Genomic DNA, 26,499 nt, shown 5'->3' on the forward strand with positions numbered 1-26,499 from the left:
CGAAGAAGGCTAACAAGCAGCCGTACAGGCAGGATGGTCGACGTGCCTGCCGTTCAACCGATCTTTCCGGATCGTCTCGCCCATACGATCGTCGAACGAACTCCGCGCGGACGTCGTGCCGTCGTTGCGATCGACGGCGCGGACGCGGCCGATCCGGTCGAATTCGCCACGCGCGTCCGTGATGTCGCCGCATCCGACGGACGGTCGGCGACGGTGATCGACCTTCACGACTTCGTCAGACCCGCGTCGTTGCGCTTCGAGTACTCGCGGACCGACGAATTGACCTACCGGACCACGTGGTTCGACTTCGACGCCCTCGACCGTGAGGTGATCGCACCGCTGCAGCCCGGCGGTCGTGGCCGAATCCTGCCCCGGTTGTGGGACGAAGCGACGGACCGCTCGGCCCGCGCCCCGCTCGTCGACGCGGCCCCGGACCACCTGGTGATCGTCGCCGGACCGATGCTGCTGGGACGGGTATCCGCTGCCGTCGTCGTACATCTGACGCTGTCCGCGGCGACTCTTCGCAGGAGGACCGGTGAATCCGAACAGTGGACTCTCGAACCGCTGGCCGAGTACTACCGGGACGTGACCGACCGGCCCGATTTCCTCGTCCGCTGGGACCATCCCGACCGGCCTGCGATCATCCCCTCGTGAGTGCGAATGCGTGCTGGAGCACGCATTCGCACTCACATGCGGTTCACCAGCCGCGCTCGGCCAGACGGTGGCCGACGGGCAGATCGTCGACGTTGATGCCGACCATCGCCTCGCCGAGACCGCGCGAGACCTTGGCGAGGACATCGGGGTCGTCGTGGAACGTGGTGGCCTTGACGATGGCCTCGGCGCGCTGCTGCGGGTTGCCGGACTTGAAGATTCCCGATCCGACGAAGACACCCTCGGCGCCGAGCTGCATCATCATCGCCGCGTCGGCAGGCGTGGCGATACCGCCCGCGGTGAACAGCGTCACCGGCAGCTTGCCCGCCTTCGCGACCTCGACCACGAGATCGTAGGGCGCTTGCAATTCCTTTGCGGCGACGTACAACTCGTCCTCGGGCAGCGACGTGAGGCGACGGATCTCGTCACGAATCTTCCGCATGTGCGTGGTCGCGTTCGACACGTCGCCCGTGCCCGCCTCGCCCTTGGAGCGAATCATGGCCGCGCCCTCGGTGATTCGGCGCAGCGCCTCGCCGAGGCCCGTGGCGCCACACACGAACGGGACGGTGAAGTTCCACTTGTCGATGTGGTTGGCGTAGTCGGCCGGGGTGAGGACCTCGGACTCGTCGATGTAATCGACACCGAGGCTCTGCAGGATCTGCGCCTCGACGAAGTGTCCGATGCGGGCCTTCGCCATGACCGGGATCGACACCGAGGAGATGATGCTGTCGATCATGTCCGGGTCGCTCATCCTCGACACGCCACCCTGAGCACGGATGTCGGCGGGGACGCGTTCGAGCGCCATGACCGCGACGGCGCCTGCATCCTCGGCGATCTTGGCCTGTTCGGCGGTGACGACGTCCATGATCACGCCGCCCTTGAGCATCTCGGCCATCCCGCACTTGACCCTGGCCGTTCCGACGCCGCCGTCGACGCTGTCGGTGTGGCTGCTCACTGGCACGATAGGGGTACTCACGACGAACTCCTGAGGTATGGGAACGATGGCGTTGCCGGCACTGCTGCTCACGGCGCGACCGAGTGTAGGGAGCAGTGGACCGTCATTCCATAGCCAATCGAGATTTCCTGGACCTCTCGACGACGTCGTTCTCAGCGAATCGCGCGGACCTCGGGTTCGACGCGTCGTGCCAACACGATGTTGACCTCGTCGAGCAGTTCGGCGAGATCCTGCGGGTAGACGGTCTCCCCCGTCGCCGCCAGCGAACGGATGTCGTCCTCGGTACACCAGCGATGTCCGGTGACCGTGCGCCGTTCCAGATCGGTGAACCCCGAGTGCTCGGGCTCGAACTCCTGTGTGCGGTAGGCGAAGAACAGTTCCTCGGACCGCAGAAGCGTGCCGTTGAACGGGAACGTGGCGACGCGCCGCCACATCGGGCCCTTCAGGTCCGCCGCCGCGGCGACGAGCCCGGTTTCTTCCAAAACCTCGCGTGCCGCCGCCTCGCGCAGGTTCTCGCCGGGTTCGACGGCGCCGCCGATCGTGAACCAGAAATAGACGTCGGGAACGGTCGGATCGTGGCCGCGCAGCAGCAGCACCCGTCCGCGCTCGTCGACGAGAACGACACGCGACGACGTCCGTTGCACGGCTCGACCCTCGGTTCCGTACGTCGCGGATGCAGACCGCTCGACGATCTCGAAGTAGGCAGGCAACGGCGCCGTGCCACCGAGATGCAGGACGCGGACCGGACGGGTCGTGCGCAGTGCCAGCGTGTCGCGCACCGCGTCGTTGTGGAACCGCCTCGCGATCAACACCCGCGCTTCGGCGTCGGCCAGTTCGGCGACGAGCTGCGGCGGAAGGTCGGCCGAATCGACCGCGGCGAGCGCGACGGACAGCGCGTTCTCGGCGTCCTCACGATGCACGCGGTCCGCCCGTTCGGCGACGTCGGCGAGCGACGCGAGTTTCCTCGACTCGTCGAGTCGAGCACGCGTCGCCGCCGACACCGCACGCGCGACGACCGCTCGCCGCGCCAGCGCCGCGTCGAGCGACTGCCACGCGAGATCGGTGCGCACGTGCAGTCGGTCGAGCCGGTTCGCCGTGCCGTAGGCCCACAACCCGACGACGAGAATCACCGCTGCGATCGCCCCGAGAATCAGGATGGTCAGTGCCGAGAACGTCATCAGCTCGCCGACCTGACCTTCTGACCTCCGACGGTCACCGTCTCGTACACCCGCATGATCTGTTCGGCGACGACCGGCCAGTCGTACTCGACGACGACCGTGCTGGCCGCGTCGACCAGTGCTTGCCGTGTGGCGTCCGACGACAGCACCGAGTCGAGCGCCGTCGCCAACGCTGCGGAGTCGTCGACCGGAACGAGCAACCCAGCGGTCCCGTCGCGCAACACCCGCCGGAACGCGTCGAGTTCGCTCGCCACCACCGCGGTTCCCGACGCCATCGCCTCGACCAACACGATGCCGAAACTCTCGCCGCCGAGGTTGGGGGCGCAGTACACGTCGGCGCTGCGCATCGCCGACGCCTTGACGTCGTCGTCCACCTGCCCGAGGAACGTCAGGTGCCGCGCGAGCGGGCCTGCGTCGCGGCGCAGCTTGTCCTCGTCTCCGCGGCCGACGACCAGAATTTCGAGGTCGGGGTGGTGTTCGACGAGCGTCGGCAACGCGCCGAGCAGGACCGCCATGCCCTTGCGTGGTTCGTCGAAGCGTCCGAGGAACAGCACGGTTCGGCCTGCGCGTGGGTAACCCGGGAGCATCGGGGCGCGTGCGAACGCCTGCACGTCGACGCCGTTGGGGATTTCGACGGCGTCGCTGCCGAGCGCTTCGACCTGCCAGCGGCGGGCCAGCTCGGAGACGGCGATGCGTCCACTGATCTTCTCGTGGTACGGCCGCAGCACCCCTTGAAAGGTGCTCAGTACCAACGATTTCGTCGTCGACGTGTGGAAGGTCGCGACGATCGGACCCTCGGCGGCCTTGAGGGCCAACATCGACAGACTCGGCGCGTTCGGTTCATGGATATGCAGGACGTCGAAGTCGTTCTCGGCGATCCAACGCCTGATGCGCGCGTAGGTGACGGGTCCGAAACGGAGCCGCGCAACGGATCCGTTGTACGGAATGGCGAGCGCTTCGCCCGCGGAGACGACGAACTCCGGCAGCGTCGTCTCCTCGGACGCGGGCGCGAGGACGCTGACGCGATGGCCACGCTCGATGAACACGTCGGCGAGCTGTTCGACGTGGGCCTGGACGCCGCCCGGAACGTCGAACGAGTACGGGCAGACCATTCCGATCTTCACGTGCCCTCGATTCGATCGCGCCTGGCCTGGCTCAGGTCGGACAGCCACAGCGGCTGCAGCATGTGCCAGTCCTCCGGGTGCGCGGCGATGTTCGACGCGAACACGTTCGCGAGAGCCTGTGTGGCGCTGTCGATCCCGGCCGTGACGTCGATGCGCGGCGAGATCGAGAAGCCCCAGCCGTCGCCGTCGAACCAGCAGTGCACGGGAAGCAGGTGGGCACCGGTGTCGATCGCGAGCTTCGCAGGGCCCGCGGCCATCCGCGTCTGCTCACCGAAGAACTCGACGGGTACACCGTGTCGGGCCAGGTCGCGCTCACTGAGCAGGCACACGACCTTGTTGTCGCGCAGCCGATCCGACAGCGCCGCGAATGGCGGAGTCTCGCCGCCGCTCAACGGGAAGATCTCGAAACCGAGGCTCTCGCGATAGTCGACGAAACGCTGATAGAGCGACTCCGGTTTCAGCCGCTCCGCGACCGTCGAGAATCGACCGTAGTAGCGCACGAGCCACATACCTGCCATGTCCCAGTTCCCGCTGTGCGGCAACGCGAGAACGGCACCGGAGCCGTCGGCGAGGGCCGCGTCCAGGTGTTCGCGTCCCTGCACACACCCGTCGATGACGGCGGCCTGGGCGTCGAGATCCATCGAGGGTAGCCGGAACGCTTCACGCCAGTACCGTGCGTACGACCGCACGCTCGCCCGGATCAGATCGTCGGGGACCGCATCCGGGGTGACGTCCAGGACCCGGGCTAGATTACGCCTGAGTTGTTGTGGCCCCCCGTGCCGCGACGCCGCGACGTCGGCGCCCGTGTCGAACGCCCTCCGCGCCAGGCCCTGGGGCAGGGCACGCACTACCCGCCACCCTGCCGCGTACCCGGCATCGGTGGCGCGTTCGGCGAACGTCATGCCGATTCGGTCTTTCCCGTGGCGTCACTCGACGGCGGCGTGATGATGTCGCGGGCACCGTCCGATCCGCGCACGGCGAGCACGCGCTGGAACACGGTGACGACGCTGAGCGCTGCCAGCACCCACATCGCGGGGTAGAGAACACTTTGCAGGCCGGGGATGTCGAAGTGCCTGCCGATGCCGGTGAGACCGGCTGCGACGAGCACGATCACCAGGCGATCGGGACGTTCGATCCAGCCACCGTCCGCCGACAGGCCACTGGCCTCGGCGCGAGCCTTCGCATAGGAGATGACCTGCGACGTCACGAGGCACACCAGTGTCGTGACGAAGAGAACCTTGTCGTTCTCGCTGAACACGGCCCACCACGCGAGACCGGCGAAGATCGCACCGTCGGCGACGCGATCGCAGGTGGCGTCGAGTACTGCCCCGTACTTCGTGCCGCCGCCGCGCGCCCGGGCCATCGCTCCGTCGAGCATGTCGAACAGCACGAACAGCGTGATGACCATGGTGCCCCAGAACAGGTACCCGGCCGGGAACATCGTGATGGCGGCGACGACGGTGACGACCGTTCCGATCAGAGTCACCGAGTTGGGAGTCAGGCCGGTGGCATTGAGCGCACGTCCGAGTGGCGCCGTCACTTTGGACACCGGCGCTCGACCCAAGATACTCAGCACGACGCACCCCCCTGCAGAATCGTAGTCATTCGGCCCAGGCCGACGCCAGCAATGCCCGTGTGTCCCGAAGTAGCTGGGGCATGACCTTCGCACCGCCGACGACGGTGATGAAGTTCGCGTCGCCGCCCCACCTGGGGACGATGTGCTGATGCAGGTGTTCGGCGAGCGAACCACCCGCGGCGGCGCCCAGGTTCAATCCCACGTTGAACCCGTGCGGACGCGACACCGTCTTGATGACGCGGATGGCCTGCTGCGTGAAGGCCATCAACTCGTCGCTCTCGGCCCGGGTCAGGTCTTCGAGCGCGGCGACGCGCCGGTACGGCACGATCATCGTGTGGCCCGGGTTGTACGGGTACAGATTCAGCACCGCGTAGACCTGCTCGCCCCGCGCCACGACCAGCCCGTCCTCGTCCGTCATCTTCGGGATGTCGGTGAACGGTTCGCTGGAGTGATTCTTGGATTCCGGCGCTTCGGTGATGTACGACATCCGATGCGGCGTCCACAACCGCTCCAACCGATCCGGATCACCCACCCCGGTGTCGACGATCGTGGCGTCCTGTTCGGGCATGTTCAGCTCACTCCTGAAGTGTCGGGAAGAAAGAGCCCGGCCGTCGGAGATGCGTTGTCGCGGGCGGCAATCCAGTCGGTGATCAGTTCGACGGCGCGTTCCGTCGGAACCCCGTTCACCTGGGTGCCGTCGCGGAACCGGAAGCTGACCGCACCGGCTTCGACGTCGCGCTCACCGGCCAGGAGCATGAACGGGACCTTCTGAGCCGTCTGATTGAAGATCTTCTTCTGCATCCGATCGTCGCTTGCGTCGACCTCCGCGCGAATTCCACGCTTCTTCAACTCGGCGACGACGGCGAACAGGTGGTCCTGGTGCACCTCGGCCACCGGAATTCCGACGACCTGAACCGGTGACAGCCATGCCGGGAACGCACCTGCGTAGTGCTCGGTCAGCACACCGAAGAACCGCTCGATCGACCCGAACAGTGCTCGGTGGATCATCACCGGGCGTTCCTTGACGCCGCCGGAACCGGTGTATTCGAGCTCGAAGCGTTCGGGCAGGTTGAAGTCCAATTGAATGGTCGACATCTGCCAGGTGCGTCCGAGCGCGTCCTTCGCCTGGACCGAGATCTTCGGACCGTAGAACGCGGCGCCACCCGGATCCGGAACCAGGTTCAGACCCGACGCGGCCGCCACCTCGGCGAGGGTGTTCGTCGCTTCCTCCCACACTTCGTCGCTGCCGACCGACTTCTCGGGGTTACGGGTCGACAATTCCAGGTAGAAATCGTCGAGGCCGTAGTCCTTCAGCAGCCCGAGCACGAATTCCAGTGTGCGGGTGAGCTCGTCGCGCATCTGCTCGCGGGTGCAGAAGATGTGCGCGTCGTCCTGCGTCATGCCGCGCACACGGGTGAGTCCGTGGATGACGCCCGACTTCTCGTAGCGGTAGACCGAGCCGAACTCGAACAGCCGCAACGGGAGTTCACGGTAGGAGCGACCGCGCGACCGGAAGATCAGGTTGTGCATCGGGCAGTTCATCGGCTTCAGGTAGTAGTCCTGGCCGGGCTTGCGGACAGCGCCGTCATCGTCCAGTTCGGCGTCGAGGTGCATCGCCGGGAACATGCCGTCGCGGTACCAGTCGAGGTGACCGGAGACCTCGTAGAGGTGCCCCTTGGTGATGTGCGGGGTGTTGACGAACTCGTACCCCTCCTCGATGTGACGCTGCCGTGAGTAGTTCTCCAGCTCGTTGCGGATCACGCCGCCCTTGGGATGGAACACGGGAAGGCCCGATCCGAGCTCGTCGGGGAAGCTGAACAGGTCGAGTTCCGAGCCGAGCTTGCGGTGGTCGCGACGCTCGGCTTCGGCGAGCAGCTCGAGGTGGTGATCGAGTGCCTCGGTCGACTCCCAGGCGGTGCCGTAGATGCGCTGCAGGCCCGCGTTCTCCTGGTTGCCGCGCCAGTACGCTGCGGAACTGCGCGTCAGCTTGAACGCGGGCACGTACTTGGTCGTCGGAATGTGGGGTCCGCGGCACAGGTCGCCCCAGATGCGTTCTCCGGTGCGCGGATTGAGGTTGTCGTACGCCGTCAGCTCACCGCCGCCGACCTCCATGATCTCGGGGTCGTCGATGTCGGATTTGTCGTCGACCAGTTCGAGCTTGTACGGCTCGTTCGCCAGTTCCTCGCGTGCCTGCTCGATCGACTCGTAGACGCGACGCGAGAAGCGCTGTCCCGCTTTGACGATCTGCTTCATCTTCTTCTCGAGCTTGGTCAGATCCTCGGGCGTGAAGGGTTCCTTCACGTCGAAGTCGTAGTAGAAGCCGTCCTTGATGAACGGGCCGATTCCGAGCTTGGCGTCGGGGAACAGCTCCTGCACGGCCTGCGCGAGAACGTGGGCCGCCGAATGCCGGATGACGTTGCGTCCGTCGTCGGTGTTCGCCGGTACCGGGTCGACCTCGGCGTCGACGTCGGGAGCCCACGAGAGGTCGCGTAGCTTGCCGTCCGCGTCACGAACGACGACGATCGCGTCGGGACCCTTGTTGGGTAACCCGGTGTCACGGAGCGCCGTTCCGGCGGTCGTTCCAGCCGGCACCATGATGCGTGCGGGCAAGACGGCGTTTCCGGGACTACTCACAGCGATGTGCTCCTCGTTCGTTCTTCGCGGCCGGTGAGACCGATGACAGCCTATCGGCTGAACACCCGGTACTTACCGCCACACGTCCGCGGCGTGGCTACAGCGGACTGGACAGCCAGTTCCAGTCGAGGCCGAACCATCCACCGACGAGCGAGAACGTGCCGAGCAGCCACAGGGTCAGCAGCACGACGAGGGTCGTGAACAGCACCCCTATCCCTTTGACCACGAGCGACTGCCGCGAGAACCACTCCATGAACCGGTCGTAGTGCTTCCGGACGAATTTCAGCAGGCGGTGCGCCCACGTGAACTCGGACGCAAGGATGCCGAGGCCCGCGAACACGATCAGCCAACCGGGACCCGGGTACGGGATGGCGAGAATGCCGAGGGCGAGAACGACGACACCCAGGACACCGACCGCGATGCGGTAGGCGAAATCCACGGTCGGGTTGGCCGCGATCTTCTTGCGGAACCGACGACGCCGTTCGGCGACCTTGTCGAAGACACCGCCCTTGTCGTCGCGCGGCGCGTCGTCGCGCGGAGGGTTGTCGGTGCGGGCGTCGTCTGCGGTCACGGATACAGGCTACCGACGTCCGGCGACAGTGCCCGGACGACGACAGTGCCCGGACGACGAAAAAAGCCCCGCACGAATACGTGCGGGGCTTCTTCGATTCTGTGGTCCCGGCTGGGATCGAACCAGCGACCTTCCGCGTGTGAAGCGGACGCTCTTCCACTGAGCCACGGGACCGAGGGGATCTCGTCGAACGAGGCAAAACAGTAACACGCGCCCCACGCATTCCACGAATCGCCTCCGCACACCCCCTCACCCCCGAATGGACGGGCGTGCATCACTGGATTCCCGCCCGCTCACCCATACCTATGTGCGTGGCGTGAAGGCCACACAGCTGTGCTGACAAGGCGATTTGTGAGTTCGCCAGAAGTTGGTCTAGTGTTTTCACCGCACCACGGAGAGGGCAACCGCCTCCGGGGAGCGAATGCGGATGTAGCGCAGTGGTAGCGCATCACCTTGCCAAGGTGAGGGTCGCGGGTTCGAATCCCGTCATCCGCTCGAGGCTGGAACATTCTCGTAGTTCAGGGCAATCGAAAGAACGCCTGGCCCATGGTGGAGTGGCCGAGTGGTGAGGCAACGGCCTGCAAAGCCGTGCACACGGGTTCGATTCCCGTCTCCACCTCGTAAGCTTGCGCGATTAGCTCAGCGGGAGAGCGCTTCCCTGACACGGAAGAGGTCACTGGTTCAATCCCAGTATCGCGCACCACGAAGAGGAACCCCGACATCTCAGTGCCGGGGTTCTTTTCGTCAGAGACCGAAACGGTTTCGCATGCGGATGTAGCGCAGTGGTAGCGCATCACCTTGCCAAGGTGAGGGTCGCGGGTTCGAATCCCGTCATCCGCTCGTCGTCGGCTGCATACGTGCAGTTCGGCTATAGTTTCGAGAACCCGCGCGATTAGCTCAGCGGGAGAGCGCTTCCCTGACACGGAAGAGGTCACTGGTTCAATCCCAGTATCGCGCACCACGCAGAAGAACCCCGGACACACCCCGTGTCCGGGGTTCTTCTGCTTTTCGGTGGTGGCCGAGCCGCGCGCAGTGCACGCTGTAGGGGCAGCCCCCCGAACGGAAGGAGGCCCATCGTGGCCGACGACAAGCAGACGGGAAGCGACATCTCCGTCGACGAGGAAACCAAGCGACAGGCAGAGGAGCAGGTCGCCGGACTCGACGAACGATACGAACCAGGAGCAAGGCCCACGGTCGTGCTCCCCGGGACCGACGGGATGGTCTCGGGAACGGCATTCGCCGACATCGTTCAGGACGACACGGGCACATCCGACGAGCCGAAGGTCGACGCGGGCACCGATGAGTGAACCGACCGAGGGTGTCGAGCTCGTCGACGACGACGTCCACGGTTTTCTCCACACCCCCGGTGGCGATCCGGTCGGCGCGCTCGCGCTCACGCACGGAGCAGGCGGCAACTGCGCCTCGTCACTGTTGGTCGACATCGCCACGCGGTGGTCGTCGGCCGGATTCGTCGTTCTCCGTTTCGACATGGCGTTCCGGCGTGCCAAGCCGAAAGGCCCTCCACACCCGTCGAAGTCGGCCGACGATCGAGCAAGCATTCGACGAGCCACAGACAGGCTGGCCGACGTCGACGGCCCGCTGATCGCCGCCGGTCACTCCTACGGTGGCCGCCAGATGTCGATGCTCGCGGCCGAGCACGCGTGGGCGATCCAGGGCCTCGTTCTGCTGTCCTATCCCCTGCATCCGCCCGGGAAACCGGAGAAGGCCCGGACCGCCCACCTGCCCGACCTGACGGTCCCCACGCTGTTCGTCTCCGGCACCAAGGACCCGTTCGGAACCCCAGCAGAGCTGTCGGACGCGATCGCACTCGTCCCCGCGCCGACGCGATTTCTCGACATCGACGGAGCAGGGCACGATCTGTCCGCAGCGAAGCATCACACTGCCGAACGCACTCTCGAGGCAACGTCGGAATTCTTCGCGCCGAACACGCGGGACCGGACGACGTCGCCCACCTAGTCGAATGTTCTACTTAGGGCTATGCCCACCTGGGGATGGTTCATCGTCGCACTCGCTCTCGTCGACACTGCGGTTCTCGCCGCATGGCTGTTGGCTCGTAAGGCACCGGGCAAGAATTCTGCGACGACCACGCAGATGATGCTGGCCGGTCTGGACGACCACGCGCGCAACGAGATCTACCGCCTCGTCGGCGAGAAGAAACAGATCAACGCGGTCAAACTGTTCCGAGAACGAACGGGCGCCGGCCTGAAGGAAGCGAAGGACATCGTCGACTCCGTCGGACGAGGAGAACCCCTTCCGACGCCGGGTACGTACACACACGCCACGGGACTCGACACCGGAGCGTGGGAAGACATCATTCCGAAACTTCGCACACTCAAGTCCGAAGGCAGAACCATCGCGGCGATCAAGCTGCTGCGTGCGCGCACCGGCCTGACGTTGCGTGAGGCCAAGGAAGCGGTGGACCGGCTGTGACCGTGACGGTGGGTGTGGCCGGTCTGTGGGAAGCGGAGCAATTGGCCGACGTCGCGGCCGTCACGTTCCCCTTGGCGTGCCCACCCGGGTCGACGCGAGAATCGATCGATGCGTTCGTCGCCGACGTCCTGTCACACGAACGCTTCGGCGATTACCTCAGCGATCCAGGGCGCACCATTCTCGCTGCGAGAGAAGACGATTCGGTCGTCGGATACGCCATGCTCGTACACGGCGACCCCGCCGACCCAGCACTTGCCGCAGTCGTCGCGCACTCCCCCACGATGGAACTGTCGAAGCTGTACGTGCTCCCCGGTCACCATGGTGGCCAGGTGGCACGTGCACTCATGGCGGCTGCCCTCGAGCACGCGTCGGCGACGGGATGTGCGGGAGTCTGGCTCGGCGTCAACCAGGAGAACACGCGGGCGCAACGCTTCTACGCCAAGAACGGCTTCGAGATCGTCGGCACCAAGACGTTCACCGTCGGCACCGAGGTGCACGACGATTACGTCATGGAACGCGCTCTCTGACCGGCGCCCTCTGACCGGCGCCCTCTGACCGGCGGCCTCAGCCGACGGCCTCAGCCGACGGCAGCGAAGCGCGACAGTGCCAGCAGACGCGACGTCGCGCGAAGGTACTTCTTCCGGTAGCCACCCGCCAGCATTTCCTCGGTGAAGATCTCGTCCAGCTTCGCGCCCGACGAGGTGACGGGGATGCTGGCGTCGTACAGCCGGTCGGCGAGCACGACGAGCCGCAGAGCGATGGACTGATCCGCAGCGGGGTGCACGTTCTTCAGGAACACCGCGCTGACGCCGTCGAGCAATTTGCCGTACCGCGACGGGTGCAGCGTGCTGAGATGCGCGAGAAGCTCGTCGAAGTCGTCGAGCGTGGCGCCCTCGACCTGTGCCGCGCGCTCGACGAGCTCGGCTTCCGACGTCGGCTCGGGGGCAGGCGGCAGATCACGGTGGCGGTAGTCGGGACCGTCGACGCGAATGGTCTCGAAGATCGAACCGAGCTTCTTGATCTCGCGGAGGAAGTCGGCGGCCGCGAAGCGGCCCTCTCCGAGCTGTCCCGGCAGCGTGTTCGACGTCGCGACGATCGAGACACCGCGCGCGGACAGCTCGGTCAGAAGCCGGGAGACGAGCATGGTGTCGCCCGGGTCGTCGAGCTCGAACTCGTCGATGCACAGCACGCTGTGACTCGACAGCTCTTCGAGGGCCTTGTTGAAGCCGAGAGCGCCGACGACGTGAGTCAACTCGACGAACGTGCCGAACGCCTTGGGCTCGGGCACGCTGTGGAAGATCGATGCGAGAAGGTGGGTCTTTCCGACACCGAAGCCGCCGTCGAGGTACAGGCCTGCACCCGTCGCAGGGGTCTTCTTACCGAAGAGTCCGCGCTTGCCGCCCTTGCCACGAATCTTCGCGACCTTCTGCGAGAACGCCTCGGCCTTGGCGACCGCTTCGGCCTGACTCGGCTCGTTCGGGTCCGGAATGTACGAGGAGAAACTGACGTCGTCGAACATGGCTGGCGGGACCATCTGGGCGATCAGCTGATCGGACGGCACCACAGGATTGCGGTCGACAAGACGTGCAGGCATTGACTGAGCGTATCGACGTGTTCTCATCTACTTTGTGCGGCTACTGGATTTTGCGACCTACTTCACATCCGACAACGATCTCGCGTCCCGGGTCGGTGCCGAGCTCGACGACGACGAGCTTCGTCGCGCATATGCGTACCCAGGCGCTCTGACCAGGCCGTGGGTTCGCGTCAACTTCGTGTCGACCGTCGACGGCGCGGTCAGCGCCGACGGAGTCTCCGCCGGTCTCGGCACGCCGTCGGACAAACGAGTGTTCGGTGCACTGCGTGCGCTGGCCGATGTCGTGGTGGTCGGTGCGGGCACCGTCCGCGCCGAGGACTACGGCGGTGTGCACCTGGCCGACGACGAACGCGAGCGTCGGATCGCGGCCGGACAGTCGCCGGTTCCGCGGATCGTCGTCGTGACGGCGTCCGCGTCGCTCGATCCGCAGTCACGGCTGTTCACGGACACCGAGGTTCCCCCGACCGTCGTGACCGCGTCGTCGTCCTCCCCCGAGGCTCGACGACGCCTCGACGCCGCGGGCGCGCGCGTCGTCGTCGTCGACGGTGACGTCACCCCGGCAGCCGTGACTGCCGAGCTCGAACGCGCCGGAGAGCGACGGGTTCTCCTCGAAGGGGGGCCGGGCCTGTTCGGAACTTTTCTCGACGACGACGCCGTCGACGAGATCTGCTCGACGGTCTCCCCGGTCGCCGTCGCCGGCTCCGCGGGACGCATCGCGCACTCGGAACACGCGTCCATGCGCGCCATGAACCGCGCCCACGTGCTGGCCGACGACGACGGCACGCTGCTGACGCGTTGGGTTCGGGCCCGAAATGCAGAGACCGGGCAGAATGAGGTGCCGTGACGCCGAAACGATCGATACTCGCCGTCGGTGTGGCCGTGGCGCTCTTCGGATCGGCCTGCGCGGCGGGCCCGTCCTCGCGGCCGGATGTGGCCGTCGAGCAGAATTCGCCGGGGCAACCCGACCAGTCGGAAGCGAACGACGAACCGCAGGTTCCCGAGCTCGAGAAGCCGGTCGACGACCTGGCGTGGAGGGACTGCACGCAGAGCACGCTCGACGCGTACGGCCTGACGCCTGCCACACCTGGTCTCGTTCTGGACTGTGCCGACTTCGAATCGCCGGTGGACGCGTCGGGACAGATGTTCGGCTCGTTCTCGGTCGGTGTGATGCGGGCGCGACTCGACCGCACGCCTGCCGACGCGCCTCCCCTCGTCCTGACGTCCGGTGCCGACCGTTCGTCGATGGCGACGCTTGCCGACATCGCGGCCGGTCAGAGCGGAACGCTGTTGGGCGCCAATCCGATCGTGGCGGTCGACAGACGGGGCATCGGACGGTCCACGGCGGTGGATTGCATCAAGATCGACACCCGCGAGGCGCTCGAGGGCCTCGGTCAGTTCTCGGCGGGCTCGGGTGACGCGGCAGACCGTGCCGTCGACGTCGGCCGCGAGGCGACCATCGAGTGCACTGATCTTCTCCAGCCCCAGGAGCTGGCGTTCGCGACGAGTTACGCAGCCGACGATCTGGACCAGCTGCGGATGGCATGGGGCGTCGACACCCTCGGCATCATCGGAACCGGTAACGGCGCATCGACGGCGTTGGCCTACGCCGCGCAGTATCCGGAACACGTTGCCCGGCTCGTCCTCGACTCGCCGACCGGTGTCGGCGTCGACCAGATGACGCTGGCGGAACAGAAAACGCAGGGACGTGAGGCGGCGTTCGCCGCGTTCGCGCTGCGATGCCGAGCTCTGCAGTGCTCCCTCGGCGACGCACCGCAGGACGCCGTCGCCGACCTCGTCGGACGCGCCGCTGCGGGTGACCTCGCGCCACTGTCGTCGCACGAAGTGCTCGACGGCATCGCGTACGCCCTCGCATCGTCTGCGCGCGACGCATCGCGCCGGGCGCTCGATCTGTCCGACACCCTGTCGGCCGCGCGATCCGGCGACGTCGGCCGGCTGCAACTGCTGGCGTCGCGCGCGCACGCTGCCTACGGCACGGACGGCCAGTTCGTCGCGCGCTGCACCGACGGCAGGCAATGGCCGTCGCCGCAGGTCGTTCGAGACGCAGGCGCCGCGTGGTCCGAGCGCTACCCCGTCTTCGGCACGGACGCGGCGCTGACGGCGCTGAGCTGCTCGTCGTGGCCGACTGCGCCGGCTGCCCCGCTGCCGTCCTCGCTGGACATTCCGGTTCTGTCGCTCAGCGGGTCCGGCGATCCGATGGTCGGCAACGCCGGGTTCGCCGGAGTCACGGGCCTCGTCGCCTCCACCGGTGCGCGTTCGGCGTCGATGACGTGGCAAGGCGCGGGCCACCCCGTCGTCGGCGGATCGGTGTGTGCGCAGACTGCGGTCGGCAACTACGCGCTCGACGCCGCACTCCCGCCCGACGGCAGCGCATGCCCCGCCTGAGCTCATGGGCTCGGGGTGTCCGACACAGCGACGACAGCCGGTCAAGGTACCGTTCTGCGCGTGTCACTTAGCTTTCTCGAGCCTCGAAACGGCCGGACCACCACAGATGTAATCAAGTTCGCACTGTGGCCGTTCGCCGTCATGATGGTGCTCAACCGCGTGCTCGTGCGCGCGGTCAACGGTGACATCACCGACGACTTCAACCCCGTCTACAAGGCGGCGTTGGCGTTCCTGAACCGGCAGCCCGTGTACACGGCGAACTTCGACTCCGTCGATCCCCACTACCTGTACCCACCGGGTGCGACGATGCTGCTGTCTCCGATCGCCGTCATCGACCCGGAACGCTCACGCTGGTTGTTCATCCTCGCCAGCACGATCGCGATCATCGCGGCGCTCTACATCTTGCTGCGGATCTTCGGGTACGGCCTGAATTCGGTTGCAGCCCCCGCGCTGCTCCTGGCGGCGTTCGCCAGCGAAACCGTGACGAACACCCTCGTGTTCACGAACTTCAACGGGTTCGTCCTGCTCGGCGAGATCGCGTTCGTCTACTTCCTGCTGAAGCGCAAGGACTTGACTGCCGGTGTCGCGATCGGTCTCACCATCGTCGTCAAACCGATTCTGGTGCCGCTGCTCATCATCCCGTTGATGACGAAGCAGTGGAAGGTGTTCGTCACCGCGGCGGCGATACCTCTGGTGTTCACTGCGATCGCGTGGCCGCTGTCGGTCGATCCGATGGACTTCGTTCGACGCACCGTCCCGTACCTGCTCGAATCGCGCGACTACTTCAACAGCGCCATCGTCGGAAACGGCCGTTACTACGGTCTGCCGGAGTGGATGATCTTCGGCCTCCGCGGAGTCCTCGGCGTCATGGTGCTCGTCTCGCTGTGGATCCTGTACCGCTACTGCCGCGAAGATCGTCTGTTCTTCGTCGCTACGACGTCGGGTCTGGTCCTCACGGCCCACTGGCTGCTCGGCTCGCTGGGCCAGATGTACTACTCCATGATGCTGTTCCCGCTGCTGATGACGGTGGTGCTGAAGAATTCGGTGCTCAGGAACTGGCCCGCATGGCTCGCGATCTACGGGTTCATGAGCTACGACCGATGGCTGTCCGGTCGCTTCTACACCACGGGCAGAGCGTTCGACTACATGCGGACGACGTTCGGGTGGAGCTTGCTGATCATCGTCATCTTCGGCGTGCTCGTCGGACGGTATTTCGCTGCACGCAGCGACGGCCGCCTGGATCGAGGAATCGAACCCGAATGGATCGAGGCCGAGAATCGTCGCATCGACGCGGAGGCAACCACGAACGGCGACCGAGCTGCGAAAACCGCACGGGCAACGGAATCGTATTAGCGTGGTGGCATGAGTTCAGCGACCGACAACAATTCCGTGCCCGCCGTCCAGCACACCGATGCGGAGTGGCGCGAGAAGCTCACTCCCGAGGAGTTCGCGGTGCTGCGGCAGGCCGGTACCGAACGGCCGTTCGTCGGCGAGTACACCGACACCAAGACCGAAGGCGTCTACAACTGCCGCGCCTGCGGAGCCGAACTGTTCCGCAGCACCGAGAAGTTCGAATCCCACTGCGGTTGGCCGTCGTTCTACGATCCCGCCGACAGCGACGCAGTCATCCTGAAGGAGGACAACTCGCTCGGTATGCGTCGTGTCGAGGTCGTCTGCAGGAACTGCCACAGCCACCTCGGGCACGTGTTCGAGGGTGAGGGCTACCCGACACCGACCGACCAGCGGTACTGCATAAACTCGATCTCGCTGACGCTGCAGCCCTCGACGAATCAGGAGTAGGTGCGGCTACGCCGGCTGCGAACCCTGTCGAACGTAAACCGACCTCATGGTCCTGTAGTGCAGTATCTTTATCGAGTGCCGAACTCGATCAAGACATTCTGGTGGCGCCAGCTCAAGGTCACCGGTATTCGCCCCAATTTCGGCGATGAACTGACGCCGGGCCTCGTCGACGCGCTCTTCGGTAAGAAGTGCTCGTGGAGACGCCCGAAGAACAGCGACATGACAGGAGCTGGTTCGACGCTGGAGATGGTCCAGTTGATGAACGCCCCCGACACGTTGAAGATCTGGGGTTCCGGTTTCATGCTGAAGGACGGGCTCGACGGCCGGATCTTCGACTTCCCGAGTTTCGACTTCTATGCCGTGCGCGGGTATCTCTCGTTGGAGCGCGTCAAGTCGGACCGTGAAGTGGCCGTGGGGGATCCGGGGCTCTTGGCGAGCAGGGTCTACCCACGTTCCACCTCCGTGGCCGGCCGAGTCGGCCTGGTCTACCACTGGATGCACAAGACCGACCCTGTTGTTCTCGCTCTTGCGCGCGACAAGAAGATCACACTGATCGACCCGTCTCGTAAGCCCGCCAAGGTCATCGCCGACATCACGTCGTGCGACTTCGTCATGTCCACGAGCCTGCACGGGTTGATCGTCGCCGACTCCTACGGCATTCCGAACGCGTGGATCGAGCTCGACCGGGAAATCGGCGGGGCCGGATACAAATTCGAGGACTACTACTCGGTGTTCGACGGGAAAGCCGTTCAACACTCGTCGGATCTCACACGGGATGATGACGAAATCGCCCGATTGCGAACCGAATACCGGCCGATCCCGAACCTGACGGAGATTCAGGACAATCTGATTGCTGCCTTCCCGTATCGCGAAGGCATAATGTGACCATGCGCACTTTTTCGTCAGCAGAGCAGTTGAAGGCCGCCGTCGGCGAGGATCTCGGGACCAGCGATTGGTTGCAGATCACCCAGGATCGGGTGAACACGTTCGCCGACGCGACCGGTGACCATCAATGGATTCACGTCGACGTCGAACGAGCGAAGAAGGAAAGTCCCTTCGGTGCACCGGTGGCGCACGGCTACCTCAGTCTGTCGCTGATCCCACTGCTCAATGCGGAGATCTACTCCGTGGAGAACGTGAAGCTCGGAATCAACTACGGATCCAACAAGGTTCGGTTCGTCAACCCCGTCACGGTGGGGTCGCACGTACGGCTGCAGACGACGCTGACGTCGGTCGACGACGTGGCCGCAGGCGCGGTACAGATCGTCACGACGCAGACGCTGGAGATCGAGGGCGTCGACAAGCCGGCTCTGGTCGCCGAGACCATCACCCGATTCGTGTTCGAGTAACGATCGTCGGCGGATCGAACGCCGTGATCGGCGGCAGCTCGCCGTCGTAGCGTTCGATCTGCACGAGGACGTGTTGGCCGGTACAACCGTGCGACAGCGACGACGCACCCACGTCTGCCGTCAGCACATTGGGATTGCCGTGCTTGCACATCGACGCCGTGTCCGACGGGTCCTCCGGGTCGTACCACGCACCCGTCGACAGCTGCACGACGCGCTCGAGCATCCCGTCGTCGACGACGACCCCGGCGAGACAGGAGCCACGGTCGTTGAACACACGCACGACGTCACCGTCGGCGACACCGTATGCCCCCGCCACGGCCGGGTGCAGTCGAATCGGCTCGCGGCCCTGCACTTTCGACGCCTGGCTCGTGGCGCCGTGGTCGAGCTGACCGTGCAGCCTCGTGCGCGGTTGGTTCGCGATGAGATGCAGCGGAAATGCTTCTGCGCGTTCGCCGTTCAGCCACTCGTCGGGTTCGTACCACGCCGGGTGTCCGACGCAGTCGTCGTACCCGAAGCCGTCGACGACCTCGGAGAAGATCTCTATTTTGCCGCTCGGAGTGCGAAGCGGCGCGGCGACCGGGTCCTTTCTGTAGTCCCCGAGCAGCGTCAGCCCGTCTTCGGTCGACATGCGGAACGAGCCGTCGACCCAGAAGTCGTCGAACGTCGGTGTCGTGACGCCCGCCGACGCGAGATAGCCCTGCCACTGTCGGTAGAGATGTCGGAGCCACTCCCCTGACGTCCGGCCCTCGGTGAATTCCTCTGCGACGCCTAACTTCTCGGCGACTGCGGCGAACGTGTCGTAGTCGTCTCGCGCGTCGGCGAAACGGGGTACGGCCGGGTGCATCGCGACGAGAAGCGGGTCGTTGCGAGTGCAACTGATGTCGCTGCGTTCGAGCGACGTCGTCGACGGGACGACGATGTCGGCGTGTTTCGCCATCGGCGTCCAGTACGGATCGTGCACGACGATCGTGTCCGGACGTGCCAGCGCACGCCGAAGCCGTCCGATGTCTTGGTGGTGATGGAACGGATTGCCGCCTGCCCAGTGGACGAGCTTGATGTCCGGATAGGTCAGACGCCGGCCGTTGTAACGACATTCGTCACCTGGGTGCAGCAGCATGTCCGAGACCGCCGCGACGGGAACGAACGTCGACACCGGGTTGATCCCTTGCGGCAGCGTCGGCAGCGGATACGGTACCGGGGCGAGTCCTGGTTCGTTCATCGATCCGTACCCGTGGCCGAATCCGCCCCCGGGAATACCGATCTGGCCGAGCATCGACGCCAGCGTCAGCCCCATCCACGGCGCCTGCTCACCGCTCTTGACGCGCTGCAGCGACCACGTGACCGTCACCAGGGTTCGATGCGACGCCATCTCGCGCGCGAGATCCACGATGGTCTGCTCTGCAAGACCCGAGATGCCCGATGCCCAGGCAGCCGATTTCGGTATACCGTCGCTGTGCCCCAACAGATATCGCTCGAACCTGTCGTAGCCGGTGCAGTACGTGTCGAGAAACGCTGTGTCGTGCAGATTCTCGGTCGCCAGCACGTGGGCGAGACCCAGCATGACGGCGACGTCGCTGCCGGGAATGGGAGCCAACCACGTTGCGGCGCCGGTCATGTCGTCACGGAGCGGGCTGATCGTGACGATCTTGCCGCCACGAGCACGCAGCGCGGTCAACGCATCCTGGGTCGGGTGATTCGATGTGCCGCCGTGGTTGATGGAGGTGTTCTTCACCGGGACACCGCCGAACGCGACCAGCAGATCGGTGTTCGCGGCGATGACGTCCCAGGATGTGGAGCGCGAGAACATCTTCCAGTGTGCACCGACGACGTGCGGCATGATCACGCTCGTCGCGCCGGTCGAGTAGCTGTCGACCGAACGCGTGTAGCCGCCGAGACAGTTCAAGAAGCGGTGAACCTGGCTCTGCGCGTGATGGAATCGGCCCGCGCTGGCCCATCCGTAGGAGCCGCCGTAGATCGCCTCGTTCCCGAATGTGTCGACGACGCGCCGGAGCTCGGTCGCCAGCAGATCGGTGAGTTCGTCCCAGGACACCGCGACGAACTCGTCGTTGCCCCGAAGATCGCACGGACCAGGGCCGTTCTCCAGCCATCCACGCCGCACCGCGGGCCCGGCGATACGCGAGCGGTGACGCACCGAACCTGGGATGTTCCCCAGGACCGGCGACGGATTCGCATCGTTCCGGTCCGGGTGGACCCCGGTGATCTCGCCGTCGGCCGCCGAGGCACGGAACATGCCCCAGTGGGCCATGTGCTGCGCGGCACCCTCGAAGCTCACTCGGGGTCAGAGTCCGTAACGAGCCAGCGCGTCGCGCAGCGCGGTGGGACGTTCGGCCGTCGGACGCGGCTCGACCAGGGCAAACGAACATCCGATGGCCGTCGCAGCGCCGTCGGCTTCCTCGCTGTCGCCGACCATCAACGTCCGAGCCGGATCGACGCCGAGCGCCTGCGTCGCGTGCTGGAAAATTCCCGGCCGAGGTTTGACGACGCCGACCTCGTAGCTGAGGACGAATTCTGTCACGTACTTGTCGATCCCCAGCGCCTCGAACGCGGGCCGGATGTCGAACGCGATGTTGCTGAGCACCGCGACGGGAACAGACCGACTCGCAAGCGATTCGAGCACGTCGGCGGTGTCGGGATACGGCGTCCAGCAGGAGGGATCGACGACGCGTCCGTAGACGGACTCCGCCTGAGAGGCCTCGGTGACACCCGACTCGCGCAATACGTGCAGGTACGCCTGACGGTGCAGCGCCGGGTCGAGATCACGGTTCTGCCAGGCATGCCGCGACACGTCGTCGAACTCCACGACCTCGCCGACGGGGGCCGTCATCCGACGCATCAGCTCGGCGACGTGATGCCCATCGAGGGGCGACCCGTCGGGACGCGTCACTCCGTCGAACCAGGAATCGTCCTCGTCGAGTCGGAACAGCGTTCCGGAGAAGTCGAAGATGACCGCTTGAATTTCGCGCTCCGTCACGGCAGCGAGGCCACGAGGGTCTCGATGTCGACGCGAGGTCCGGTGAAGAACGGCGTTTCCTCGCGCACGTGCCGCCGCGCTTCGGTGGCACGCAGGTCGCGCATCAAATCGACGATGCGGTCGAGTTGTAGCGCTTCGAAGGCCAGGATCCACTCGTAATCACCGAGCGCGAACGCAGGCACGGTGTTGGCGCGGACGTCCGCGTAGCCGCGTGCAGCCTTGCCGTGATCGGCGAGCATGGTCCTGCGTTCCTCGTCGGGCAGCAGGTACCAATCGATGGACCGGACGAACGGGTACACGCAGATGTACGCTCCCGGCTCCTCGCCCGCGATGAACGACGGCACGTGGCTCTTGTTGAATTCGGCAGGCCGGTGCAGCGACGAGTTGCTCCACACCGGCGTGCTCGCGCGACCCAACGCCGTGGTGCGACGGAAGTCCGAGTACGTCGCCTGCAGGTCCTCGATACGCTCTGCGTGCGTCCAGACCATGAAGTCGGAGTCGGCCCGCATGCCCGCGATGTCGTAGATGCCGCGGACGACGACGTCCTCGCCGCGGTTCTCGAAGAACGATCGCGCCTCTTTCGCAGCGTCCTCGCGGTCCTCACCCAGGACTCCGGGCGTGACCTTGTACACCGAGAACATCGAATAGCGAAGAGTCGAGTTGAGCGCTTGATAGTCGAGGCGTGCCATGAGCTCTATCGTGCCACTTCGCATATGGCCGCGGCCGCCCTGGTGGCGGACGCGACACACGCGGGCACACCGACGCCGTTGCTCCACGCGCCTGCGACGGCCAACCCGTCGACGTCCTCGACAGCCGAGAAGATCGCGGCGACGCGATCGAGATGCCCCGGCGCGTACTGCGGCAGTCCCCCGCGCCATCGCTGGACGACGCTCGACGACGGGTCGATCTCGATACCGGTCACGCGCCTAAGACCCTGACGCGCAACATCGACCAGCGTGTCGTCCGTCCAGTCGAGCGCCCTGGTGTCACCGAATCGACCCAACGACGCACGAACCAGCGAGACAGACCGGTCGGCAAGGTGCCCCCATTTGCGACTCGACAGCGTGAACGCCTTGGTCTCGAGACCTGCGTCCGTCGCCACGAGTATGCCCGAGTTGTCGGGTAGTTCGGCGTCCGACGGAAGTGCCATCGCGACGACCGCCGCCGATGCGAGCTCGATGTCGGCCGCCGCTGCCGACGCCTCGGGCACGGCAGCGGAAAGAATGGTTGCGAGCGCGGGCGCCGGAACTGCGAGAACGACGGCGTCGACCTCGCCGATCGGGTCGACATCCCAACCGCCGGACGTCCGACGGAGAGACGTGACCGCGGTCCCGAGGACGATGCGCGCGTCCGCGGCAGCGACGAGCGCGTCGATCAGAACACCGTAGCCGTCACGCAGTGCACCGAAGACCGGCCCTGCGCTCGGCGGCGGTATTGCTGCGGCGACCGCCGCGGTGAGACTCGTCGCCGAATCGTCCAGTGCCGCAGCCAGAGTCGGGAGCGCAGCGCGTACACCGATCGACGCGGACAGGCCCGAGTACACACCGCCGAGCAGCGGATCGACCGATCGGTGCAGCACCTGCTCACCGAACCGTCCGCCCACCAGCTCGGCGACACTGACGTCCGTGTGTCGATTCCACTGCAGCGGGGTTTCGGGCTCTGCCTCGATGGCGCGCACGGTCGCGTCGTCGACGAGTCCCACGACCGACGACGCGGACGCCGGGATGCCCATCAGCGTGCCGCCGGGCAACGGATGCAGCGCGTTCTGCGAGTAGATCAGTGGCCGCTTGCCTGCGGGGTGCACGAGCTGGCTCGCGAGACCCAGCTCCTCCATCAGGGCGGGAATCTCGGGTCGACGACCGATGAACGCCTCGGCCCCGACGTCGAGAGGGCCGTCTTCGAGGTGCACCGTCCGCAGCGTGCCACCGAGCCGATCCGACCCTTCGACGACGGTGACGACGGCGTCCGGACCGAGCGTCGAACGCAGCCGATACGCCGCGGTGAGACCGGTGATACCGCCGCCGACGACCGCTACCCGCCGCACGGTCACAGCGAATGCACCAGCTCCACGACGCGAGTCAGCACGTCCGGGTCGGTGTCCGGCAGCACGCCGTGTCCGAGGTTGAACACGTGCCCGGTGGCGCCGGCCGCCACGGCACGATCCGCCTCGCCGGCGATGCGTCGCACCTCGGATTCGACGGCGTCCCAGCCTGCGAACAGCACGGCGGGATCGAGGTTGCCCTGCAACGCTTTTCCGGGGCCGACGCGTCGGACGGCGTCGTCGAGCGGGATGCGCCAGTCGACGCCGACGACGTCCGCACCTGCCTCGCCCATCGCGCCCAGTAGTTCACCCGTGCCGACGCCGAAGTGGATCTTGGGAACGCCCGCCGCGCTGACGGCGTCGAACACCTTGGTCGAGTGCGGCAGCACGAATTCGCGGTAATCGGCCAGCGACAGTGCACCGGCCCAGGAGTCGAACAGCTGCAGGGCATCGATGCCCGCGTCGATCTGTGCCTGCAGGAACGTGATGGTGGTGTCCGCGAGGGTGTCGAGGAGTGCATGCCACGTCGCGGAATCCGAACGCATCAGCGCCTTGGTCTTCTCGTGGTTGCGGCTCGGACCACCCTCGACGAGGTACGACGCCAGCGTGAACGGCGCGCCCGCGAACCCGATGAGGGCGGTCTGCCCGAGCTCCTCGGTCAGCAACGTCACTGCCTTCGCCACCGGCTCGACCTGCTCGCTGTGCAGCGTGGGCAGCGCGGCGACGTCCGCCGCCGAACGCACCGGATTCGCGACGACCGGGCCGGTACCGGCGACGATGTCGAGATCGATACCCGCAGCCTTGAGCGGAACGACGATGTCGGAGAACAGGATTGCCGCATCGACGTCGTGGCGACGCACCGGCTGCATAGTGATCTCGGCGACGAGCGCCGGATCGAAGCACGAGTCGAGCATTCCGATACCGGCACGAATCTTTCGGTACTCGGGAAGCGAACGTCCTGCTTGTCGCATGAACCAGACAGGTCGTCGCGACGCCTTCCTTCCGGCGGCGGCCGCCAGAAGAGGGGCGTCGGGCAGCTGGCGACGGGTCGAAGGCGTGTCGTTGTTCATCGCCGTCCATGCTGCCACGCGGCGGCGACACTTCCTTCATGCAGGTACGCCACGGTTTCGGCTCACTCGAACGAACCAGAAGCGACATTTGTTCCGAATCGGCGCGCCTCCGACGCCGAAATACGTGAGAAGTCTAACGTCCGGAGTCGTGACCAAACCCGGACCCTCTGCCGAGCCTGCGCCGTTTCGATCGGCGATCGAGGCGATGCACCGGGCCGTCGTGCACCCGGCGATCGAGATCGGGCCGATCCGGCCTCCGCAGCGCCTTGCCCCCTACAGCTATGCAGTCGGCGCCGAGGTGCAACAGCAGGCGCGCGAGAACACGGACGAGCAGTTCGACGGCGACGCCTTCGGTCGATTGATCCTGCTGTACGACCCCGACGGGGACGAAGCCTGGAACGGCACGATGCGTCTCGTGGCCTACATCCAGGCCGACGTCGACGAATCGCTCGCGTCGGACCCCCTTCTCCCCGAGGTCGGCTGGAGCTGGCTCGTCGACGCGCTCGAGAGCCGATCGGAGCCGCTGACCGCGCTCGGGGGCACGGTGACGTCCACCAGCTCGGTGCGCTACGGCGACATCGCCGGCCCACCGAAGGCTCACCAGCTCGAGCTGCGCGCGTCGTGGACGGCGACGTCGATCGAGTTGGCATCGCACGTCGAAGCGTTCTGCGAAGTGCTGGCGTACGCCGCCGGATTGCCGCCGGCAGGCATCACCGAGCTGAAGGGACGGGACGCGAGCCGCACGTAGCGCGGTACGCAGGTCACTCGTGAGGGCCTAGAGTCTCCTCTCATGTCAGTGACCAGTTCCGACGACTCCTCGGACACACCGAACCCGGTACCTCTGCTCGCCCCGGCCGACGGTGTGCCCGACGTCGTCACGACGGCCGACGGTGTACGCGCCGCTGCCGAACTGCTCGCGGGCGGCGACGGACCACTGGCCGTCGACGCGGAACGCGCGTCGGGATTTCGCTACTCCCAACGCGCCTACCTGCTTCAGTTCCGACGGCGTGGTGCGGGGACGGTGCTGCTCGATCCGATCCCGGTCGCCGACGCGCTCGCTCCTCTCGCCGAGGTCGTCAACCCGCTCGAATGGGTGTTGCATTCGGCCGATCAGGACCTACCGGGCCTCGCCGAACTCGGCCTCGTGCCTGCCTCTCTCTACGACACCGAGCTCGCGGGCCGTCTCGCGGGATTCGAACGCGTCGGGCTCGGTGCCATCGTCGAGCGGATGCTCGGTCTGTCGTTGCAGAAGGGCCACGGCGCAGCCGACTGGTCGACGCGTCCACTGCCCGAGACGTGGCTGAATTACGCCGCTCTCGACGTCGAGGTCCTCGTCGAACTACGCGATGCGATGGCTGCGGAACTGGAAAGCCAGGGCAAGACCGAATGGGCACGTCAGGAATTCGAGCACATCCTTACTCTCGGACCGCCCAAGCCGAAGGGCGATCGGTGGCGCAAGACGTCGGGCATCCACTCCGTGAAGTCACCCCGCGTGCTCGCCGCGGTGCGTGAGCTGTGGCAGACACGCGACGGGGTCGCGCACCGTCGCGACCTCGCGGCCGGCCGCGTCCTTCCGGACTCCGCGATCATCGCCGCGGCGACCGCAGACCCCAAGACCGAGAGCGAACTACGCGCCCTTCCGGTGTTCGGCGGTCCGCGTCAACGCAGGTCGACGCGCCTGTGGTTGAGCGCGCTCGAGCGTGCGCGCTCTCTGGACGCGCGTGACCTGCCACCCAAGACGCTTCCGTTCGACGGTCCGCCGCCGCCGAGTCGGTGGGCCCGCAAGGACCCCGACGCGGCCGACCGCCTCTCCGCTGTGCGTGCTGCGATGTCGGAGTTGAGCGAGAACGTGTCGGTGCCCGTCGAGAACCTTCTGATGCCGGATCAGTTGCGCCGTCTGGTCTGGGACTGGCAACCGTCGGACGACGCCGCGTCGTTCGAGTCGAGGCTCACGGTAGCAGGCGCCCGGCCGTGGCAGCGTGAGCTGGTCGTTCCGGTCCTCGTCGAGGCACTGACCCCTCCTCAAGTTACCGACCGGTAATACCGGCTACAGTGGGGGCAGCCCGGCGTCGGCCGGGCAAGAACGTCCGCATCAGTCGGGAGGATCGAA

The 26,499-nt window shown here is 66.1% G+C and carries 27 protein-coding genes and 6 tRNA genes; 18 read left to right on the forward strand and 15 right to left on the reverse strand.

What is annotated here, in order from left to right; genetic code table 11:
• Positions 1–33 precede the first annotated feature (33 nt).
• A complete protein-coding gene (locus tag A3K89_RS09220; RefSeq protein WP_206030954.1) occupies positions 34–654 on the forward strand; it encodes a hypothetical protein in 621 nt (206 codons plus the stop codon).
• Positions 655–697: 43 nt separating this feature from the next.
• Here A3K89_RS09220 and pdxS read toward each other — a convergent pair whose 3' ends face one another.
• The 9 genes from pdxS to A3K89_RS09265 form a co-directional block, all read right to left on the reverse strand.
• Entirely contained in the window at positions 698–1,627 is a 930-nt protein-coding gene (pdxS, locus tag A3K89_RS09225) for a pyridoxal 5'-phosphate synthase lyase subunit PdxS (protein ID WP_302050730.1), read from the reverse strand.
• 131 nt (positions 1,628–1,758) lie between these two features.
• Positions 1,759–2,784 (reverse strand): NUDIX hydrolase, encoded by a 1,026-nt coding sequence (locus A3K89_RS09230; RefSeq protein ID WP_068424386.1) that lies wholly within the window; start codon positions 2,782–2,784, stop codon positions 1,759–1,761.
• Positions 2,784–3,908 carry a glycosyltransferase family 4 protein gene (locus A3K89_RS09235; RefSeq protein WP_068424388.1) on the reverse strand — a complete coding sequence of 375 codons (1,125 nt, stop codon included), beginning with the start codon at positions 3,906–3,908 and terminating at the stop codon, positions 2,784–2,786. The genes A3K89_RS09230 and A3K89_RS09235 overlap by 1 nt, the downstream gene beginning before the upstream one ends.
• Positions 3,905–4,810, reverse strand: coding sequence for a phosphatidylinositol mannoside acyltransferase (locus tag A3K89_RS09240; protein ID WP_068424390.1), 906 nt, complete (start codon positions 4,808–4,810; stop codon positions 3,905–3,907). The genes A3K89_RS09235 and A3K89_RS09240 overlap by 4 nt, the downstream gene beginning before the upstream one ends.
• Complete coding sequence (gene pgsA, locus A3K89_RS09245) at positions 4,807–5,484, reverse strand: phosphatidylinositol phosphate synthase (protein ID WP_068424393.1); 678 nt, start codon at positions 5,482–5,484, stop codon at positions 4,807–4,809. The genes A3K89_RS09240 and pgsA overlap by 4 nt, the downstream gene beginning before the upstream one ends.
• Positions 5,485–5,509: 25 nt before the next feature.
• Positions 5,510–6,052, reverse strand: coding sequence for an HIT family protein (locus A3K89_RS09250; protein WP_068424394.1), 543 nt, complete (start codon positions 6,050–6,052; stop codon positions 5,510–5,512).
• A 2-nt stretch (positions 6,053–6,054) separates the two neighbouring features.
• Positions 6,055–8,079 carry a threonine--tRNA ligase gene (thrS, locus tag A3K89_RS09255; RefSeq protein ID WP_174551415.1) on the reverse strand — a complete coding sequence of 675 codons (2,025 nt, stop codon included), beginning with the start codon at positions 8,077–8,079 and terminating at the stop codon, positions 6,055–6,057.
• Between the two features lie 136 nt (positions 8,080–8,215).
• Positions 8,216–8,689: a TIGR02611 family protein gene (locus A3K89_RS09260; protein ID WP_068424398.1), complete on the reverse strand. Its 474-nt coding sequence runs from the start codon at positions 8,687–8,689 to the stop codon at positions 8,216–8,218.
• Between the two features lie 102 nt (positions 8,690–8,791).
• A tRNA-Val gene (locus A3K89_RS09265) sits at positions 8,792–8,863 on the reverse strand.
• A gap of 249 nt (positions 8,864–9,112) precedes the next feature.
• On the opposite strand from A3K89_RS09265, the gene A3K89_RS09270 reads away from it, so the two are divergent.
• The 9 genes from A3K89_RS09270 to A3K89_RS09310 all read left to right on the forward strand — a co-directional run bounded on the left by A3K89_RS09270 (position 9,113) and on the right by A3K89_RS09310 (position 11,667).
• Positions 9,113–9,184, forward strand: a tRNA-Gly gene (locus A3K89_RS09270).
• A 53-nt stretch (positions 9,185–9,237) separates the two neighbouring features.
• Positions 9,238–9,308 (forward strand) — tRNA-Cys (locus tag A3K89_RS09275).
• A 9-nt stretch (positions 9,309–9,317) separates the two neighbouring features.
• Positions 9,318–9,392: transfer RNA gene (locus A3K89_RS09280), tRNA-Val, on the forward strand.
• A 65-nt stretch (positions 9,393–9,457) separates the two neighbouring features.
• Positions 9,458–9,529, forward strand: a tRNA-Gly gene (locus tag A3K89_RS09285).
• 46 nt (positions 9,530–9,575) lie between these two features.
• Positions 9,576–9,650, forward strand: a tRNA-Val gene (locus A3K89_RS09290).
• Positions 9,651–9,795: 145 nt separating this feature from the next.
• A complete protein-coding gene (locus A3K89_RS09295; protein ID WP_371828799.1) occupies positions 9,796–9,996 on the forward strand; it encodes a hypothetical protein in 201 nt (66 codons plus the stop codon).
• Positions 9,989–10,666: an alpha/beta hydrolase family protein gene (locus A3K89_RS09300; RefSeq protein ID WP_068424401.1), complete on the forward strand. Its 678-nt coding sequence runs from the start codon at positions 9,989–9,991 to the stop codon at positions 10,664–10,666. Before A3K89_RS09295 ends, A3K89_RS09300 begins: the two co-directional genes overlap by 8 nt.
• 21 nt (positions 10,667–10,687) lie before the next feature.
• Positions 10,688–11,140 carry a ribosomal protein L7/L12 gene (locus A3K89_RS26300; protein WP_068424402.1) on the forward strand — a complete coding sequence of 151 codons (453 nt, stop codon included), beginning with the start codon at positions 10,688–10,690 and terminating at the stop codon, positions 11,138–11,140.
• Positions 11,137–11,667, forward strand: coding sequence for a GNAT family N-acetyltransferase (locus A3K89_RS09310; protein ID WP_068424403.1), 531 nt, complete (start codon positions 11,137–11,139; stop codon positions 11,665–11,667). The genes A3K89_RS26300 and A3K89_RS09310 overlap by 4 nt, the downstream gene beginning before the upstream one ends.
• 50 nt (positions 11,668–11,717) lie before the next feature.
• Here the strand turns inward: A3K89_RS09310 and zapE are convergent, their stop codons facing one another.
• Positions 11,718–12,734 (reverse strand): cell division protein ZapE, encoded by a 1,017-nt coding sequence (gene zapE, locus A3K89_RS09315; RefSeq protein WP_068424404.1) that lies wholly within the window; start codon positions 12,732–12,734, stop codon positions 11,718–11,720.
• A 43-nt stretch (positions 12,735–12,777) separates the two neighbouring features.
• Between zapE and A3K89_RS09320 the strand changes: the two genes are divergently transcribed.
• From A3K89_RS09320 to A3K89_RS09345, 6 genes are all read left to right on the forward strand, one after another.
• Positions 12,778–13,578 (forward strand): pyrimidine reductase family protein, encoded by an 801-nt coding sequence (locus A3K89_RS09320; protein ID WP_371828800.1) that lies wholly within the window; start codon positions 12,778–12,780, stop codon positions 13,576–13,578.
• On the forward strand, positions 13,575–15,137 hold the full coding sequence (locus A3K89_RS09325) for an alpha/beta hydrolase (RefSeq protein WP_068424413.1): 1,563 nt from the start codon (positions 13,575–13,577) through the stop codon (positions 15,135–15,137). The genes A3K89_RS09320 and A3K89_RS09325 overlap by 4 nt, the downstream gene beginning before the upstream one ends.
• 60 nt (positions 15,138–15,197) lie before the next feature.
• Positions 15,198–16,490 carry a glycosyltransferase family 87 protein gene (locus A3K89_RS09330; RefSeq protein ID WP_068425965.1) on the forward strand — a complete coding sequence of 431 codons (1,293 nt, stop codon included), beginning with the start codon at positions 15,198–15,200 and terminating at the stop codon, positions 16,488–16,490.
• Between the two features lie 9 nt (positions 16,491–16,499).
• The gene (gene msrB, locus A3K89_RS09335; protein ID WP_068424416.1) at positions 16,500–16,937 is read left to right on the forward strand and encodes a peptide-methionine (R)-S-oxide reductase MsrB; all 438 of its coding nucleotides are present in this window, start codon (positions 16,500–16,502) and stop codon (positions 16,935–16,937) included.
• Between the two features lie 75 nt (positions 16,938–17,012).
• A complete protein-coding gene (locus A3K89_RS09340) occupies positions 17,013–17,822 on the forward strand; it encodes a polysaccharide pyruvyl transferase family protein (RefSeq protein WP_068424419.1) in 810 nt (269 codons plus the stop codon).
• 2 nt (positions 17,823–17,824) lie between these two features.
• A complete protein-coding gene (locus A3K89_RS09345; protein ID WP_167674270.1) occupies positions 17,825–18,286 on the forward strand; it encodes a MaoC family dehydratase in 462 nt (153 codons plus the stop codon).
• Here A3K89_RS09345 and A3K89_RS09350 read toward each other — a convergent pair.
• From A3K89_RS09350 to hemE, 5 genes are read right to left on the reverse strand one after another with little or no spacing between them, the layout of a single operon-like run.
• Positions 18,264–20,552: a molybdopterin-dependent oxidoreductase gene (locus A3K89_RS09350; protein ID WP_167674281.1), complete on the reverse strand. Its 2,289-nt coding sequence runs from the start codon at positions 20,550–20,552 to the stop codon at positions 18,264–18,266. The genes A3K89_RS09345 and A3K89_RS09350 overlap by 23 nt on opposite strands.
• 33 nt (positions 20,553–20,585) lie before the next feature.
• A complete protein-coding gene (locus A3K89_RS09355; protein WP_068424422.1) occupies positions 20,586–21,278 on the reverse strand; it encodes an HAD family hydrolase in 693 nt (230 codons plus the stop codon).
• Complete coding sequence (gene hemQ, locus A3K89_RS09360) at positions 21,275–21,967, reverse strand: hydrogen peroxide-dependent heme synthase (protein ID WP_068424423.1); 693 nt, start codon at positions 21,965–21,967, stop codon at positions 21,275–21,277. The genes A3K89_RS09355 and hemQ overlap by 4 nt, the downstream gene beginning before the upstream one ends.
• A gap of 5 nt (positions 21,968–21,972) precedes the next feature.
• Positions 21,973–23,328 carry a protoporphyrinogen oxidase gene (locus A3K89_RS09365; protein ID WP_068424424.1) on the reverse strand — a complete coding sequence of 452 codons (1,356 nt, stop codon included), beginning with the start codon at positions 23,326–23,328 and terminating at the stop codon, positions 21,973–21,975.
• Complete coding sequence (gene hemE, locus A3K89_RS09370) at positions 23,325–24,389, reverse strand: uroporphyrinogen decarboxylase (RefSeq protein ID WP_068425971.1); 1,065 nt, start codon at positions 24,387–24,389, stop codon at positions 23,325–23,327. Before hemE ends, A3K89_RS09365 begins: the two co-directional genes overlap by 4 nt.
• A gap of 148 nt (positions 24,390–24,537) precedes the next feature.
• Here hemE and A3K89_RS09375 point away from each other — a divergent pair, with 148 nt between their 5' ends.
• Entirely contained in the window at positions 24,538–25,137 is a 600-nt protein-coding gene (locus A3K89_RS09375) for a DUF3000 domain-containing protein (RefSeq protein ID WP_068424428.1), read from the forward strand.
• A 42-nt stretch (positions 25,138–25,179) separates the two neighbouring features.
• A complete protein-coding gene (locus A3K89_RS09380) occupies positions 25,180–26,430 on the forward strand; it encodes an HRDC domain-containing protein (protein ID WP_068424429.1) in 1,251 nt (416 codons plus the stop codon).
• The last annotated feature ends 69 nt before the right edge of the window (positions 26,431–26,499 follow it).

This window comes from Rhodococcoides kyotonense, from assembly GCF_001645385.1.
GTDB lineage: Bacteria > Actinomycetota > Actinomycetes > Mycobacteriales > Mycobacteriaceae > Rhodococcoides > Rhodococcoides kyotonensis_B.

Excerpts from the sequence above, each read along its gene's own strand:
- A3K89_RS09300 (WP_068424401.1), top strand. The coding sequence starts at position 9,989 with ATGAGTGAACCGACCGAGGGTGTCGAGCTCGTCGACGACGACGTCCAC.
- A3K89_RS09230 (WP_068424386.1), bottom strand. The coding sequence starts at position 2,784 with ATGACGTTCTCGGCACTGACCATCCTGATTCTCGGGGCGATCGCAGCG.
- msrB (WP_068424416.1), top strand. The coding sequence starts at position 16,500 with ATGAGTTCAGCGACCGACAACAATTCCGTGCCCGCCGTCCAGCACACC.
- hemE (WP_068425971.1), bottom strand. The coding sequence starts at position 24,389 with ATGAACAACGACACGCCTTCGACCCGTCGCCAGCTGCCCGACGCCCCT.
- thrS (WP_174551415.1), bottom strand. The coding sequence starts at position 8,079 with ATGGTGCCGGCTGGAACGACCGCCGGAACGGCGCTCCGTGACACCGGG.
- A3K89_RS09240 (WP_068424390.1), bottom strand. The coding sequence starts at position 4,810 with ATGACGTTCGCCGAACGCGCCACCGATGCCGGGTACGCGGCAGGGTGG.
- A3K89_RS09350 (WP_167674281.1), bottom strand. The coding sequence starts at position 20,552 with ATGGCCCACTGGGGCATGTTCCGTGCCTCGGCGGCCGACGGCGAGATC.
- A3K89_RS26300 (WP_068424402.1), top strand. The coding sequence starts at position 10,688 with ATGCCCACCTGGGGATGGTTCATCGTCGCACTCGCTCTCGTCGACACT.
- A3K89_RS09380 (WP_068424429.1), top strand. The coding sequence starts at position 25,180 with ATGTCAGTGACCAGTTCCGACGACTCCTCGGACACACCGAACCCGGTA.
- A3K89_RS09220 (WP_206030954.1), top strand. The coding sequence starts at position 34 with ATGGTCGACGTGCCTGCCGTTCAACCGATCTTTCCGGATCGTCTCGCC.
- A3K89_RS09250 (WP_068424394.1), bottom strand. The coding sequence starts at position 6,052 with ATGCCCGAACAGGACGCCACGATCGTCGACACCGGGGTGGGTGATCCG.
- zapE (WP_068424404.1), bottom strand. The coding sequence starts at position 12,734 with ATGCCTGCACGTCTTGTCGACCGCAATCCTGTGGTGCCGTCCGATCAG.
- A3K89_RS09345 (WP_167674270.1), top strand. The coding sequence starts at position 17,825 with ATGCGCACTTTTTCGTCAGCAGAGCAGTTGAAGGCCGCCGTCGGCGAG.
- hemQ (WP_068424423.1), bottom strand. The coding sequence starts at position 21,967 with ATGGCACGCCTCGACTATCAAGCGCTCAACTCGACTCTTCGCTATTCG.